Origin of the sequence: Nocardia sp. CY15 (genome assembly GCF_009829295.1) — a bacterium.
Lineage (GTDB): Bacteria > Actinomycetota > Actinomycetes > Mycobacteriales > Mycobacteriaceae > Nocardia > Nocardia sputi.
This window is the reverse complement of record NZ_VUOT01000001.1, coordinates 35,388-49,505: the sequence shown is the minus strand read 5'-3', so window position 1 is coordinate 49,505 and position 14,118 is coordinate 35,388. Positions and strand designations below refer to the sequence as shown.

The following is a 14,118-nucleotide window of genomic DNA, read 5'->3' as shown; positions in this document are numbered from 1 at the left end:
GGCGTCACGGTTTTTCATCGGGAATCCTGTACGTGGCCGCAACAGTGCGTCGAGATTCACCCGAAAGGGGTGAATCAACGCGGGAAGCGAACTGTTGGAAAGGTTTTGGGAGCCATTTCCGGCTGCGGGTCCGCCGCGACTCGGCCGGTCGGGGTTGCCGGAAAGCGGCGCCACGGTAGCCCGCAGTGCGCGGCGTGGCCCACCGCTTCATCCATTCCGACGAGCGCCGTCTCACTGCCGGGTCGTGCTGCGCGTCCGGGCGCGGACGCTGAAGCTCTGCGGCGCGGGCTCGGCCGGCCGGAGGCCGGGGCGGATCGGTGGGCGGGTCGGGTGGTGCGGTACCTGGTCGACAGGCCTGACCTCGGCTCGATCGGAGCCGGATCGGCAGCTGTGCCGCAACCCGCGGAGACACCGACGGCATCACTCCCGTGCGCACGGCGGGCAAGCGGTGGTGTGGAAATCGCCACAGGTCCGAATCCCATTGTGGCACCGCGTCGCACGTGTCGCAGGCGCGATCGGGCGCGGGGGACGTCGGCGGCGGCGCTCGCTCCACCGGCGGTACAGTCGATCGGGTGATCATCGAGGCGAGTGGGCGATACAGTACGGCCGTGACAGAGCACCGATCGCCCTTCGGCGGGGATCGCTCGCAGGACCTCGGGGTGCCGCCTTCGCTGGACCTCCGCTCCGCCGACTGGTCGAGTTCCGATGAGACCCTTGCCCGGCTGTTCCAACGTGTCGAGTCGTATGCCATAGACGCACGCGATTGGTATTCGAGGGACAGACTGACGAAGCGGCGGACGAGCCTAGCCCTCACCGCGGCGATGCTCGGGCTGGGCTTACTCGGCATTCTGGTGCCACTGCTGACGACCGCCGGGGTCTCGGCCGTCGACCCGAGTTGGGGATACGCTTTGCTCACCCTCGCCGCCGGTTGTGCGGCGATCGACCGATTCTTCGGCATTTCGACAGCGTGGATGCGTGACATGCGAAGCGCGCAGTCGATCAACGCGATGTTGTGCGATTTCCAGCTCGAGTGGGCATCTGTTTCCAGGGCGCCCGCCAATTCCAACGGGGAGATAGACCGGCGGATGGTCCTGCTCCGAGATTTCTCGCACAGGGTCAACGAGGTGATCGCACGCGAGACCGATATCTGGACAGCGCAATTCCAGGTTTCGGCGGAATCGCGGATGAGCAGAGCCGACCACAGATAGAGCCGGTAGCCTCCGCCGTCCGATCGCGGGAGAGCTCTGAGGCACGCCCGGGTCACATAGCTGCACTGGCTGCCGTCGTCGCGACTCGGCGCGTGGGCGGCTCGTGACCGGGATGGCCGTGCGCGAGCAGCCACCGCGGCAAGTCGCGGCGACGGAAGCCGGTCGACCGGCTGGTCGGTCAGCCGCGTGTCTCGGCGGCCGGCTCGGGTCGATCGGCCGGCCCCTTGATCTCGACGATGGGCAGCCGCAGAGCGGCAGGCGCACCGGTCGGGACCACCGGGTTGCGCGGCGGCACCGGGGCGATGCGGCGGTAGGGCGCGCCCTGTTCGGGACGCGGATCCGGCTCACCCTTGTTCGGCCAGAGGGCAACGGCTCGCTCGGCTTGCGCGGTGATCGTCAGCGAAGGGTTCACACCCAGGTTGGCCGAGATGGTCGAGCCGTCGATGACGTGCAGCCCCGGATATCCGTGCATCCGGTGGTACGGATCGACGACCCCGGCCTCCGGGGAGTCGCCGATGACGCAGCCGCCGATGAAATGCCCGGTCATCGGGATGTCGAACAGAGCGCTCCAGCCCGCGGTCGGGATGCCGTCGATCTTGTCGGCGACCCGGTGGGCCACCTCGTGCCCGGCGGGCAGCCAGGTCGGATTCGGTTCGCCCGCGCCCTGTCTGGTGGTCATCTTGCGACCGAACAGACCACGTTTGGTGTAGGTGGTGATGGAGTTGTCGACGGACTGCATCACCAGTAGCCCGATCATCTGCTCCGACCAGCGGTGCGGGTTGTGCACGTGGAGGGCGTCGCGGCCGAGTTCGCGCATCGTCCGCGCCCACAGGCGCAGCTTCGGGGTACGCCCGTCGGGGTCGACCATGGCGGTGCCGATCAGGCCGATGGCGTTGCTGCCCTTGCCATAGCGCACCGGCTCGATGTGGGTGTCGTCATCCGGGTGAATCGATGAGGTGATCGCGACGCCTTTGGTGAAATCGGAGTCCTTGCGGCGGCTGCGTATGGACAGCAGCTCCTCGGAGTTGGTGCGCGAGAGCTCCCCCAGACGCGGAGAAATGTTCGGCAGCGACCCGCGGTCACGGAGTCGGTGCAGCAGCTTCTGGGTCCCCAGCGCGGCGGCGGCGAACACGACGTGCTCGGCGGTGAACGTCCGGCGGGCTTTGCGGATCAACCGGCCGGTGCGGGCGGTGGAGACCGCGTAACCGCCACCGGGCAGCGGTCGCACATTGGTCACGGTGGTGAGTGCGTGGACCGTCGCGCCGGCCTGCTCGGCGAGGTAGAGGTAATTCTTGACGAGGGTGTTCTTGGCATTGTGACGGCAGCCGGTCATGCATTCGCCGCAGTGCGTGCAGGTGCTGCGGGCGGGGCCGACCCCGCCGAAGAACGGGTCGGGTACATCCTGGCCGGGCCGCGCGCCGTTGCCGCCGAACAGGACGCCGACGGGGGTGCTGCGGTAGGTCGATCCGACGCCCATCTCCTCGGCCACCTGGGCCAGTACCCGGTCCGAGGGTGTGGTCGCGGGGTTGGTCGTCACGCCCAGCATCCGCTTGGCCTGGTCGTAGTGCGGGGCGAGCTCGTCCTTCCAGTCGGTGATGTGAGCCCACTGGCGATCCCGGTAGAACTTGTCCGGCGGCTCGTAGAGGGTGTTGGCGTACACCAGCGAGCCGCCGCCGACGCCCGCGCCCGCCATGATGAAGGTGTCTTTCAGCAGTGTCAGCCGCTGGATGCCGAAGCAACCCAGTGCGGGGGCCCACAGGTACTTGCGGGCGTCCCAGGAGGTCTTGGCGAATTCGTCGTCGGCGAAGCGCCTTCCCGCCTCGAGCACGCCGACCCGGTAGCCCTTCTCGGTCAGTCGCAGTGCGGTCACGCTGCCGCCGAAGCCGGAACCGACGACCACCACGTCGTAGTCGAACGTCATCTGATCTCCACCAGTTGTCGAAGTTGTTGTCGTGAGGAGGTTTGCCGGGTCAAGCGACGGGCCTGAGTTCGAAGTCTGCGACGTCGAGCTTGCGGGTGCGCAGCCGGTAGCTGGTGACGGTGCCGGGCCAGTTGTTGGTGATCCGTCCGGCGGCGTTGCGGTACCAGCTCGAGCAGAAGTTCCACGGGGTGCGGTCGAGGCGCTGCTGCAATGCGCGATCGAACCGGGCCTCGATCTCGGGACGCACCTCGAGTACGTGGCCCGGGCGTTCGGCCAGGCGCTCGACGGCTTGGCGGATATAGCGCGCCTGGGATTCGATCATGTAGACGATCGAGCCGACGCTGAGGTTGGTGTTCGGGCCGTACATCAAGAAGAGGTTCGGGTAGCCCGGAATCGTGATGCCCTGGTATGCCCGGGCGCCCTGCGACCACTCGTCGGCCAGCTTGCGCCCGGCCCGGCCGCAAATGCGCATCGGCCACAGGAACTCGGTTCCCTTGAAGCCCGTGCCGTAGATGATCGCGTCCACTTCGTGCAGCACGCCGTCGGCGGTGCGCACGCCGGCCGGGGTGATCTCGGTGATCGCGGTGGTTTCCACGGTCACGTCGGGACGGGTGAGCGCGGGTAGGTAGTCGTTGGAGAACAGCGCCCGCTTGCACCCGGCCGGATAGTCCGGGGTCAGCTCTGCCCGCAGTCGCGGGTCCGCCACCTGACGCTTCAGATGCCGCAGACCGATCCGGGTCACCAGCTTGCGGATGACCGGCACGTCGACGATTCCCAGGGAAAGGAATTCGCACAACAGCCAGAACGCGAAGCGCTCGGTGAGCCGGGTGACCGGCAGCAGCCGGAAGGCGCGGTGATGCCAGGGTTTGTACTCGACGTCGGGCTTGGGCATGATCCACGCGGCCGAGCGCTGGAACAGCGTCAGGTGCGCAACCGAGGGCGCGATCGCGGGCACGAACTGCACCGCGCTCGCGCCGGTGCCGATCACCGCTACCCGCTTGCCGGTCAGGTCGGCCTCGTGATCCCACTCGGCGGAATGGAAGGCCGTCCCGGCGAAGGTGTGCACGCCGGGGATGTCCGGCAGCGCGGGCCGGGAGAGCTGTCCGACCGCGGAGACCAGCACATCGCAGGTCAGCTGGGCGCCGTCGGCGGTGCGAACGGTCCACCGTCCGGTGGCCTCGTCGAACTCGGCGTCGGTGACCTCGCTGCGGAAGCGGATCTTGGACATCAGATCGTGATCGCGGGCGATGCCACGCAGATAAGCCAGGATGTCCGGCTGCTGGGAGAACCGCTTGGGCCAATCGGTGCGCGGCGCGTAGGAGTAAGAGTACAGCGGCGAAGGGATGTCGCAGCCCGCACCGGGGTAGGTGTTCTCCCGCCAGACGCCGCCGACCTCCTCGGCCCGCTCCAGGATCGTGACATCGTGCAGGCCGGCACGCTGGAGTTCCATCGCCATGCCGAGCCCCCCGAATCCGGTGCCGATGATGACGATCGAAGGTGTGCTCATGGACCCAACGCTATGACCTGGGCAAAGTCCGATGCCAAACACCTGAGGTCAGAAATCGACACTTTCGGCCATATCTGCGGGTGGAGCGGCCTTCACCCCGGGGTTCGGCGCGCGGAGGTAGGGTGCCGGGCACTCGCGCAGGTCTCCCTGTGACGGTGGCGCACTCCGCTACCGTCGCTGAAAGCGACTCTCCTGTCCGGCGACTCGCGCGGCGCGGTCGCCGGATCAGTGTCCCATCAGGCAGTTACAAGGTCATGCCGGATGATCACATCATCATCGGCATGCCGGGGAACATTTGGTTCCACCAGGAACGAGCCATCGCCATGATTTGATCCAAGGTCATCATTTTCTTTCGTCCTCTGCGGTATACGGCCCCGACCCATGAGTCGCCCTACCCGGTCGTCGGCACTTCTAACAACGAGAACTGCTGAAATTCTGTCCGTTCTGTCTGGGTCATGCGATTCGTCCCAGTGGTGGTGCGGATCGGCCGATGGTGGCGCTGCTTTCGCCGATGAGGCGTCGGAGGAACGCTTCTTGTTGTCGGCGGCCGTGGACAGCGGCGCGGTCCAGGCCTCCGGGAGTCAGGTGCCGGTAGGCACTGCGGGCGAGATTGACGGGGATGCGCAGGGCGGGATACCAGGGGAAGACGTAGGCGGGCAGTCCGAGGATCCGCATCGCTTTGGGTCCGAGGAATGCGCTGGTGACCGACAGGTGCTTGGCGCGGGCGAGCCGGCCGCGCAGAGCGGGCAGGTTGGGGTAGGACCAGTGCAGCGGATCGTCGGCCATGGGCAGGGCGAGCTGACGACTGGTCTCGTCGGGGTTGGTGATGGCGGTAAGGCAGTGGTCCAGAATGGCGACCCCGTCGCGGAAGCCGGTGGGAAGCCATTGTTCTTCGACGCCGATGAGCCAGCCGACGTAGCGGGTGAGGTGGGCGGCGGCGGCCAAATCGCGGGGCGAGGGGATGACGCCGAGCGCCATGCCGCCGACGACGGGTGCGAGCAGGGCCCCGACGAGAGTGGCGGCCATATCGGTCTGGTTGATCGGCAGGCCCCATTCCTCGGTGCGCCAGTCGGGCATGGCGGCGACGTGCCTGCGGACCAGGGAGTGGATGAGCCGGACATGCAGGGTGGAGCGGTAGCCGACACCGTAGCGATCCATGCCGTTCTCGGTGGACACGTCCATCGCCCATTGCAGGGTTTCGGCGAACCGGCGAGCCGGTCCCTTCTCCAAAGCGCCGGTGCGCAGGAGGGTCTTGTTGAACCCGGATGCCAGGTAGCCGCCGATGAAGGAGACGTCGCGAGCGAAGTACAGCCCGTCGTTGCCTCCGGAACGGAACACGCGCTCGCCATCGCGCAGCAGATGTGGGTCGACCCATGCCGGGGTGTCCTCGACGACGGTGAAGAACGCGCGCAGCGAGTCCGGAGCGTCGGGAACGCTGTCGACGCCCGACCGCAGCGCCTGTTCGAACAGCGGCCGCGTGGCGGCCATGCCTTCGGCGTACATCCACTCCACGAGGCGGTCCATCGGCTCGTCGCCGACCAGCAGTGATTCGCCGAGCGACTGCCAGCGCTGGGGGGAGGGCTTCCCGATGCGCAGCAGCGCGGCGATCGGAGCGAGGCCGGGTGCTTTACGGGGCCGGTCGGGGTGGCGAGCCGGAATTGTCGCGGACGCGGTCATGGTTTGGCTCCTCGTCGAGGCGGGTGATGCCGTGTTTCATCAGCGGCACGATGGTGGTGCGAATGAAGACGCGGGCGCGCTCGTCGTCGGTGAAGTCGACACTGCCGCCGCCGGGTGTGAGCATCAGCGAGTGGGCGAGGCGGGCTACGAGTTCGGCGACCGGGCGCGGGTCGTAGTCGTCGACGAGCCCCGAGGACTGGGCGCTGGTCAGCATGCCGACGATGTAATCGATACCGATGGACACCAGGCGTTCACCCTGCACAGTGGAGAACCGCAACGCTTCGTCGGGCGCCACCTGCAGCAGTTGGGTGACCAGCCGGTGGATGCGGGTCTGCAGCAGGACGTACCGCATCGTCTCCTCGATCTGGGCGTCCACACCGGCGGCGGTGGCGGCGATCGCGGTGACTTCGGCGAGCATGAGGCGGGTCTCGCGGGCGAGTACCGCTTCGATCAGGTTGTCCTTGCCCGCGAACCGGCGGTGGATTGTGATGCGGCTGAGACGGGCCACGCGGGCGATGTCCTCCATGCTGGCCCGGCGGATCCCCACCTGCAGGATGCGCTCCAGCGCGGCATCCAGGATCCTCTCGTCCACCTCGTCGGGCCGCTCCATCATGATATAAAAGTACAAAGCTTGTATCATTGTGTCAATGAATCATTCGAAGCCGCGTACTGCGACCAGTCGACACCGCTGGTCGCTGAACCGACCTCTGAAACCGCTGCTGTCCGACCGCGACGCACTGCCCGCGGCGTGAACGAGCCGCTCCGAGCGGTAACCATTTCGGCGAATTGGGTACCTCCACCGATCTCCGCCATGACTACGGTCGCGGAGGCGAACGACCCACCCGCACAGGTAATTCACACGGACGGTGACTCAGACGGCGGCGATGCCGGTTCACCGCCTGCGGATGCCGTTCTTCTGATCGTGCGCGGGCGAACGATGTGCTCAGCTCCAGGCAGGGCGGTGTAGGAGTCGTCCGCTTCTCGACAGCGCGTCTGCGGGTCAGCCGATTCCCAGGTCCTCTCGGGCCTGGTCGAGGAAGGACGTCAGGAAGTCCGTGATCCCGGCGATCATCCGGTCGACCTCGGCGAGCAGCGGCGGGCCGCTCTGACGCAGGCCCTCATCGGTCTCCGCGGCCCCGCCGCGCGCGAGGAATGGACTGAGGTGATCCTTCGTGAAGGGCACGTAGTACTCGTAGGTGAAGCTTTCCAGCGCGGGCACGAACGCAAGGTTCCCGACCAGGAGGACAGTGGTCAACGTTCGCCAGATCAGCTGTCCCTTGTCCAGGAGTTCGAGTACTTGCGCACGGACTTCCGCACGGTCGGGCGGGTTCTGGGTCAATTCACCCTTCAGGCCGCCGAGTTCCTCGACGTACGCCATGAGCGTGGCAGCGAGCTCGGTGTAGACCGTCTGCCGGTTGTCACGCACCACTTGGGCGGCCTCGGCGTGTTCTCTTCTCTCCAGCTGGCTTTTGCTGACATAGATCGCCGATCCCGCCGAGACCCCGCTGGACAGTATCGCCACGCACAACGCGGTGATCAGGGCGTAGCGGCTACTGCGGGTCACGGCCCGCACGTCTCGTTCCAGGTTCGCCGCCGACGCGGCCGCCCGTGCCGTGGCTTCACCCGGCGGCGTGGCCGAATCTTCCGTCTCGGGGTCCGAGATGCTCTCGGGCTGGGGTTTCCTCTCGGTATCCATCGGCTGCACCGATCCTGTTCCGACCTGGGTTCACGCTGGCTGGTGCTCGAACCCAGCGTCTCCGGGTGACCGGCGCCGCGACAGAGTAGTGGGCTACTCGATTCGGAGCTATGTGTCCGGGTCTTCGTCCTGGTCGGCGTGCGGTCCAGGGCCTGCCAGGTTGCGAGGGGCATTGCCGGACCGCTCGGCGGACCGGCCGCCGAGGATGCTCTCTTCTCGGGCATCCTCGGCAGTGTCATCGGCGGAGATGTTGTCGGGTCGGGTCATAGGTGGCTCCCTCGGGTGAACTGCTGAGTATCGACCGATCAGCTCGCGGCGCGGTCGCGGAAATCGAGTACGAGACCCGCGTCCCACGCTCGCTCGATGATGTGGGCGATATCGATATCTCGTACGTCGCTGAACTCGGGGCCCGCGAACAGGTCATCGATGTAGCGCAGGATGTACTCGGCCACCATGGAGTCGACCCGCCCGACGCCTCCGACGACGCGGGAAGTGAGGTCGCGGGCGCGCATCCTCACGGTGAGGTCCTCGGCGCGGACATCGTCGGTGCGTATGAACAGTCCGCACGGTTCGCGGGGGATCAACGCGAGCCGGATCAGTACCCGTACCGCGCCGATGTATCGCAGCGTCCGTCCCGGCAGGCGGACGCGCAGGCGCAGCAGGATCGGTACCGCGATCGTCATATCCCAGGCGCCCGAATCGCATCGCGTGGCGTGCACGGGTCCGGTTTCGCCGATGGCGGTGGCGTGGACGAGTCCGTTCAACGCCACCGGTATCGGGCCGATCTCGATCCGCTCACCCACGATCTGCGCGACAACGTCGGCGATTCGCTCGGGTGTCGCGGCGGCACGCAACACTCGATCGGCGAATTCCGTGCGCGACAACACCTCCGCCGGCACGCTGCCGGCTACGGTCTCGCGATGTTCGGCCATGTCGCTACCTCCGTCGTCAGCGGTCACCCGGAGTCGGGCGGATGCACACCGCACGTAGGTGACAACTACCCCGCCATCGCGATCTCAATCGAGAAAGCCGCCGCTGACGAGCCGCGGCCGACCGGCTTGCATCGGCCGAACCTGCCGTGTTCAGTTGCCGTACTGTTTCGTCTCAGGTCGCTCGATCATGAGCCCGTGAGCCGGTTGCTCTGCCACCGGCCGATGCTCGACTCCGCGCGGAACGACGAAGATATCGCCGGGACCGAGCGTCACCGGTTCGCGGTCCTGCAATTCGATGCGGAAGGTACCGCTCCAGCACAGGAACAGCTCGTCCTCGTCGTGGTGATGCCAGGGGAACGCACCGTGGAAGCGGGCGATGCGTACCACGGCGTCGTTCGCCGTGGCCAGGTCCCGCGGCTGCCACGGTCCGGTCAGGTCGTCGATGACATCGGTGATCGAAATCTTGCTCACGGCTTCATCCTGGCGACGGTTGGGGCTGGACCCTAGAGCCAATCGGGGCAGAATGGTTTGCTTATGGAGCCAATCGAACTCGCCGACCGTCTCGGTCGCTGGTCCGCCGACCGAGGGCCGTTGTATCTGTTGTTGGCCGGGCGATTGCGGACGTTGATCGATGACGGCGAGCTGCGGTCGGGCACGCGATTGCCGCCCGACCGCAGGCTGGCGAAAGCACTTGCGGTGGGCCGCAGTACGGTCGTGACGGCCTACGACCTGCTCAGCGCGGAGGGGCGAGTGGTGCGCAGGCAGGGGAGCGGCACCCGGGTCGCGGGGCCCGCGGCGATCCCGGCCCGGGAGACCACCCATTCTCCGGCCTTCTTGCAGCTGCTCGAACCGGACGGCGATGTCATCGCGCTCGCCTGCGCGGCCCCTACGACACCGCCGCCCGAGGTGATACTCGCGTATCAGCAGATCCTCCCCGAACTCGCTGCGGCCGACGGCGACATCGGGTATCGGCCGACCGGGCATCCGCTGTTGCGCAGGGCAGTCGCCGAGCGATACCGAGAACGTGGCGTGCCGACCGATCCGGAGCAGATTCTCGTCACCGGTGGGGGACAGCACGCACTGTCATTGCTCGCCCGCGCTCTGCTGCGGCCCGGCGACCGCGTACTGGTGGAGGCGCCCACCTATCCCGGTGCGCTGGAGGCGTTCCGGGAGGTGGCGGCGATAACGCGGACAGCTCCGCCGGGCCTCGGTGCGGTGACCCCTGCGGCGCTCGCCTACGTCGTAGCGACCTACCAGAACCCCACGGGCGCGGTTCTTCCCGCGCTGGCCCGGCGGACGCTGGTCGAGTCGGCGAGAACGGCCGGGGTGCCGCTGATCGACGACGAGGTGCTGACCGACCTCGGATTCCCGGGCACCGATCCGCCGCCCCCGCCGTTGGCAGCCTACGACGAGTCCGTGATATCCATCGGTTCGCTCAGCAAGATCGTCTGGGGCGGACTGCGCGTCGGCTGGGTGCGGGCACCGAGTCCTGTGATCGCCCGGTTGGCCCGGGTGCGCGCCGTGCACGATCTCGGCGGCAACATCCCGGCTCAATTGGCCGCCGCCTGGCTGCTTCGCGACCTGCACACGCTGCGCGAGCGAATCGCGCAGCAGCGCAAGGACAGTCATGATGTCCTGGTGACCGAGCTGACCGAGCGACTACCGGGATGGGAGGTTCCCACGGTGTCCGGCGGTCAGACACTCTGGATCCGCCTGCCCTACGGGGACGGCACCTCGTTCGCCCAGCGCGCCTTGCGGCACGGTGTCGCGATCCTGCCCGGCGCCGGTCTCGACGCCTCCGGCGGCAGCATCGACTACGTCCGGATCAGCTTCGTCGCCGATCCCGGCTCCTTGCGCGAGGCCGCGCGACGCTTGGCCGAGGCATGGCGGAGCTATGAACCACCTGACCGGCCCGCTCCGGCGCCGCCGCCACTGGCTGTCTAGGCCGCTGCTCATGTCGCGGTTCATTCGTGCTGCCGCTCGCCTTTCGACACGCGGACCGCGCTCGGCCCAGCCGACACCGGAGATCGGACAGCCCTCGCTGTGCTCATGTACCGCTGATGGTTGCCGCGTTCAGCAGGGTCGCGGTCAGTCGGGACAGGCGGTCGGCGGCTTCGGGATCGAATGGTTCGCCGTGGACGTCGATGGGATCGTCCTGCATGAATGCGCTCAGCGGCGCGGTCGGCGGGTGATCGAGGTGGCGGAGGATCCGGGTGAGAGCAGCTTCCACCGGTTGCCCGCGCTTTCGCATGTCAGCGACCAATTCAGCGCTGGCGGCATCGTATTGCCCGGTGAATCCGGTCGCCGTCAGCCCAGGGTGGAGCAGTATGTAGCGGATTCGGCTGTCGGGGTAGCGGCGAGTGAAACCGACCGCCAGGAGATCGCTCAACTTCCCGCACTGCCTCATGACCGCGTCGGGATCGTAGGCGCCGGCGAACTGCAAATCGTCCCAACGGATTCCGTCGAGGTCGCCGCCGGGGCCTGCCAGGTCGAGAATCACTGGTGAGGCGGCCGTCGCCATCTGTGTCACGAGCCCGTGTCCGAACAGGTACCTGCTCGAGTAGAACAAGGCGAAATTCGCTTCGAAGCCTTCGGAAGTGACGAACCGGGTGGCGCGGTAATACCGCGCGCCGAGCACGAGTCTGTCGACTACCGGGTAGGTCGCCGTGATCTGCTCGATCACCCGCCGGTTCTCCGCTATCAGGCTCAAGTCCGCTCGAATGAATTCGATCCGCGCCTCAGCGCCGAGTTCGGCCGCGGCGTTCAGGACCGCTTGTCCCTTGGACGCGTCGGTGCCGATGACGACTACCCGGTCGCCACGACGCAGGTAGGTCGACGCGAGCGCTTTCCCCATGCCATCGGTCCCGCCGGTGATCACAACCGTCTTCACGAATCTTCCTCCTGATCGAACTGATGAGATCAGTCAACTAGACTGAACAGTCTATGTCAATCAGTATGATCTAGTAGACCGGCGAGTTCACATAGCTGCCCGTGCGATTACGATGGGCTGATGATCGTGTCGCAACCCCCTTCGTCCCGGCAGCTGCCGCCGCGGGGGCGTATCGACAAACGGCAGGCCATCATGGCCGCGGCGTTCACCGTTTTCGCCCGTGTGGGATACGCGCAGGCCCGGATGGATGACATCGCTGCCGAGGCCAAGGTTGCGAAGGCCACCGTCTACCACCACTTCCACGACAAGGAGTCCTTGTTCCGTCAAGCGGTGCAGTCGCTTTCGGAGACCGCGCTGGCCGCCAACCTGGCCGCTGTCGAGCGGCTGGCATCGCCCGGTGATGATCTGGGCATCGGATTGACGGAGGTCGGGCTACAGCTGGTCCAGTGCTATTGCGCCGCGGAATCGCGTGCGTTGCGGCGCCTGGTCTGCGCGGAAGCCGCGCAATTCCCAGATCTGGTCGAACTCGTCACCGAGGTTTCCCGCCGGGCTACCGCGGCCCTTGCCGATCGGCTCGCACGCCTGTCACTGGCGGGCCGCCTCGACATCGATGATCCGGACATCGCCGCTGCCCAGTTCACAGCGCTGCTCGCCGGTCCCGCCGACGGTATGCTCCGGCTCGGCGCGAGCCCGGTCGCTGATGCGGAACTGCACGCCCTCACCCGCTCCGCGGTGACAACCTTCCTCAAAGCATTCGGCCGATGAACTTCGACCCTGTGGAATCCTCCGCCGAACGGCCTCAGCGCCTATAAATGTCGGCGCAGGCGGCGCCCGCGCGCACAAGCGGAGGCTGACGTCGGCTGGGGGCTACCGCACGTAGCGGCGGACGACTATCGCGGCTCGAATACACCGCACCGCCGACACGCCAGATCTAGGCACCGCCGTGCCCTCGGAGCGTCCGCGACTCCACCGTGGGCGACCCGGTGTGGTTCACCGAGCATCGCGGGTGGGTCCCAGCGGTGTGGTCGAGCTGGAGTCGCGCGGGGGCAGCGGTCCGAGCATGATCCGGTCCAATTCGGCGCGCAGTTGCCCTACCGTGCGCTGACCACCCGAGCCCGGGAGTTCGGTGACGATCCGCTGGGCCAAGTCGCGCACGCGCACGTTGGTGTTCTGCGAGCAGGACCGCATCAACGCGAACGCTCGCTCGTCGCCGATTCCGTACAACAGCATCACGATGCCTTTGGCCTGCTCGATCACCGCGCGGGTGGCCTCGAACGCGAACCGTTCGACATCGTCTGGCGGCGTGGGCTCTGCGGTAGTCACACCCCACGCCTACCCGGCATCCGCCGTGATGTAAACACCATGCGCCGGACGAAAAAAATCTGCACTGATGGTTGTAGACATTTTTAGAGACGCGGTATACAGTCACTGTCGTTGGAGATGAAGAGTCCAGTGGCCGGGCAGGTGAACTGCCCGGAATGCAACATCCACCATCCCCTCCGGCGGAGAAGAGAATCCGGTGCAGTCGGCCGGACCGCCGGAGGGGATGACGAAATACCGCAGACAGGTCCGTCAACCCGGGAGGTGGTCGCTGAAACCGTTACCTACTCGCTGCGTGCCAGGGAAGTATCGGGCGCGGTGGCAAACGCCGACCCTGTCGGTCGGCGGATGGATTTGAAATCAAACCCCCTTCGAAAGATCTCGGGCCCCGGCGCACTGTGCGCCGGGGCCTGACGGCGTTGACCCCGAGAGGTGTTGTGGACCAACCGAACACGAACCCGACCAGCGGCTCCAGTGCCGCGGACCGGCTCGCTGACGACGACTACCCCGCTTACAGCATGGGCCGGGCAGCGGAAATCCTCGGCGTCACCCCGGCCTTCCTGCGTGGCCTCGACGCCGCCGAGTTACTGACGCCACAGCGCTCCGAGGGCGGGCACCGCCGCTACTCCCGCCACCAATTGCGCCTCGCCGCCCGCGTCCGCCAGCTCGTCGACGACGGCAACACCCTCGAAGCAGCCGCCCGCATCGTCATCCTCGAAGATCAACTCGCCGAGGCTCGACGCCGCAACACCGAACTCCAGCACACCCTCGACCAGCGCGCCGACACCGCCGCCCACCCCGAATGAGCTGGGATAGCGGTTACCGCGCACCTTCCCACTGAGCACAACAGACAGTGGGATCACCGGGGCCGCCATATGCATCTTCGTCGATGCGGCGGGGCAGAGGCTTCAGGGCAGAGCCGTACCCGACGAAGACGCTATCGCGACGATCGTGGCGGCCCTCAACC

General features: G+C 66.9%; 14 protein-coding genes. 4 read left to right on the top strand and 10 right to left on the bottom strand.

The annotated features are described in order from the left end of the window. The first annotated feature begins 608 nt into the window (after nucleotides 1-608). Nucleotides 609-1,208, top strand: coding sequence for an SLATT domain-containing protein (locus tag GVY39_RS00210; RefSeq protein ID WP_159919218.1), 600 nt, complete (start codon nucleotides 609-611; stop codon nucleotides 1,206-1,208). Nucleotides 1,209-1,386: 178 nt separating this feature from the next. Here GVY39_RS00210 and GVY39_RS00205 read toward each other — a convergent pair whose 3' ends face one another. From GVY39_RS00205 to GVY39_RS00170, 8 genes are all read right to left on the bottom strand, one after another. After that, complete coding sequence (locus tag GVY39_RS00205) at nucleotides 1,387-3,129, bottom strand: GMC family oxidoreductase (RefSeq protein WP_159919216.1); 1,743 nt, start codon at nucleotides 3,127-3,129, stop codon at nucleotides 1,387-1,389. Between the two features lie 49 nt (nucleotides 3,130-3,178). Further along, complete coding sequence (locus GVY39_RS00200) at nucleotides 3,179-4,636, bottom strand: NAD(P)/FAD-dependent oxidoreductase (protein ID WP_159919214.1); 1,458 nt, start codon at nucleotides 4,634-4,636, stop codon at nucleotides 3,179-3,181. 453 nt (nucleotides 4,637-5,089) lie between these two features. Further along, the gene (locus tag GVY39_RS00195) at nucleotides 5,090-6,313 is read right to left on the bottom strand and encodes an oxygenase MpaB family protein (protein ID WP_159919212.1); all 1,224 of its coding nucleotides are present in this window, start codon (nucleotides 6,311-6,313) and stop codon (nucleotides 5,090-5,092) included. Then, a complete protein-coding gene (locus tag GVY39_RS00190; protein WP_159919210.1) occupies nucleotides 6,264-6,926 on the bottom strand; it encodes a TetR/AcrR family transcriptional regulator in 663 nt (220 codons plus the stop codon). Before GVY39_RS00190 ends, GVY39_RS00195 begins: the two co-directional genes overlap by 50 nt. Before the next feature lie 387 nt (nucleotides 6,927-7,313). Next, nucleotides 7,314-8,009 carry a hypothetical protein gene (locus GVY39_RS00185; RefSeq protein ID WP_159919208.1) on the bottom strand — a complete coding sequence of 232 codons (696 nt, stop codon included), beginning with the start codon at nucleotides 8,007-8,009 and terminating at the stop codon, nucleotides 7,314-7,316. Between the two features lie 108 nt (nucleotides 8,010-8,117). After that, the gene (locus tag GVY39_RS00180; RefSeq protein WP_159919206.1) at nucleotides 8,118-8,276 is read right to left on the bottom strand and encodes a hypothetical protein; all 159 of its coding nucleotides are present in this window, start codon (nucleotides 8,274-8,276) and stop codon (nucleotides 8,118-8,120) included. A gap of 38 nt (nucleotides 8,277-8,314) precedes the next feature. Beyond that, on the bottom strand, nucleotides 8,315-8,941 hold the full coding sequence (locus tag GVY39_RS00175) for a hypothetical protein (protein WP_159919204.1): 627 nt from the start codon (nucleotides 8,939-8,941) through the stop codon (nucleotides 8,315-8,317). Between the two features lie 150 nt (nucleotides 8,942-9,091). Beyond that, nucleotides 9,092-9,412, bottom strand: a complete 321-nt coding sequence (locus GVY39_RS00170) for a cupin domain-containing protein (RefSeq protein ID WP_159919202.1) — start codon at nucleotides 9,410-9,412, stop codon at nucleotides 9,092-9,094. Between the two features lie 63 nt (nucleotides 9,413-9,475). Here GVY39_RS00170 and GVY39_RS00165 point away from each other — a divergent pair, with 63 nt between their 5' ends. After that, entirely contained in the window at nucleotides 9,476-10,885 is a 1,410-nt protein-coding gene (locus GVY39_RS00165) for a PLP-dependent aminotransferase family protein (protein WP_159919200.1), read from the top strand. A 103-nt stretch (nucleotides 10,886-10,988) separates the two neighbouring features. On the opposite strand, the gene GVY39_RS00160 is transcribed toward GVY39_RS00165, so the two are convergent. Then, nucleotides 10,989-11,831: an SDR family NAD(P)-dependent oxidoreductase gene (locus GVY39_RS00160; protein ID WP_159919198.1), complete on the bottom strand. Its 843-nt coding sequence runs from the start codon at nucleotides 11,829-11,831 to the stop codon at nucleotides 10,989-10,991. A gap of 120 nt (nucleotides 11,832-11,951) precedes the next feature. Here GVY39_RS00160 and GVY39_RS00155 point away from each other — a divergent pair, with 120 nt between their 5' ends. After that, nucleotides 11,952-12,596, top strand: a complete 645-nt coding sequence (locus GVY39_RS00155; protein WP_159919196.1) for a TetR/AcrR family transcriptional regulator — start codon at nucleotides 11,952-11,954, stop codon at nucleotides 12,594-12,596. Nucleotides 12,597-12,821: 225 nt separating this feature from the next. Here the strand turns inward: GVY39_RS00155 and GVY39_RS00150 are convergent, their stop codons facing one another. Continuing rightward, on the bottom strand, nucleotides 12,822-13,154 hold the full coding sequence (locus GVY39_RS00150) for an ANTAR domain-containing protein (RefSeq protein WP_223513433.1): 333 nt from the start codon (nucleotides 13,152-13,154) through the stop codon (nucleotides 12,822-12,824). Between the two features lie 434 nt (nucleotides 13,155-13,588). Between GVY39_RS00150 and GVY39_RS00145 the strand changes: the two genes are divergently transcribed. Next, nucleotides 13,589-13,957, top strand: a complete 369-nt coding sequence (locus GVY39_RS00145) for a MerR family transcriptional regulator (protein WP_223513436.1) — start codon at nucleotides 13,589-13,591, stop codon at nucleotides 13,955-13,957. Nucleotides 13,958-14,118: the final 161 nt, after the last annotated feature.

Excerpts from the sequence above, each read along its gene's own strand:
- GVY39_RS00205 (WP_159919216.1), bottom strand. The coding sequence starts at position 3,129 with ATGACGTTCGACTACGACGTGGTGGTCGTCGGTTCCGGCTTCGGCGGC.
- GVY39_RS00200 (WP_159919214.1), bottom strand. The coding sequence starts at position 4,636 with ATGAGCACACCTTCGATCGTCATCATCGGCACCGGATTCGGGGGGCTC.
- GVY39_RS00195 (WP_159919212.1), bottom strand. The coding sequence starts at position 6,313 with ATGACCGCGTCCGCGACAATTCCGGCTCGCCACCCCGACCGGCCCCGT.
- GVY39_RS00190 (WP_159919210.1), bottom strand. The coding sequence starts at position 6,926 with ATGATGGAGCGGCCCGACGAGGTGGACGAGAGGATCCTGGATGCCGCG.
- GVY39_RS00185 (WP_159919208.1), bottom strand. The coding sequence starts at position 8,009 with ATGGATACCGAGAGGAAACCCCAGCCCGAGAGCATCTCGGACCCCGAG.
- GVY39_RS00180 (WP_159919206.1), bottom strand. The coding sequence starts at position 8,276 with ATGACCCGACCCGACAACATCTCCGCCGATGACACTGCCGAGGATGCC.
- GVY39_RS00175 (WP_159919204.1), bottom strand. The coding sequence starts at position 8,941 with ATGGCCGAACATCGCGAGACCGTAGCCGGCAGCGTGCCGGCGGAGGTG.
- GVY39_RS00165 (WP_159919200.1), top strand. The coding sequence starts at position 9,476 with ATGGAGCCAATCGAACTCGCCGACCGTCTCGGTCGCTGGTCCGCCGAC.
- GVY39_RS00155 (WP_159919196.1), top strand. The coding sequence starts at position 11,952 with ATGATCGTGTCGCAACCCCCTTCGTCCCGGCAGCTGCCGCCGCGGGGG.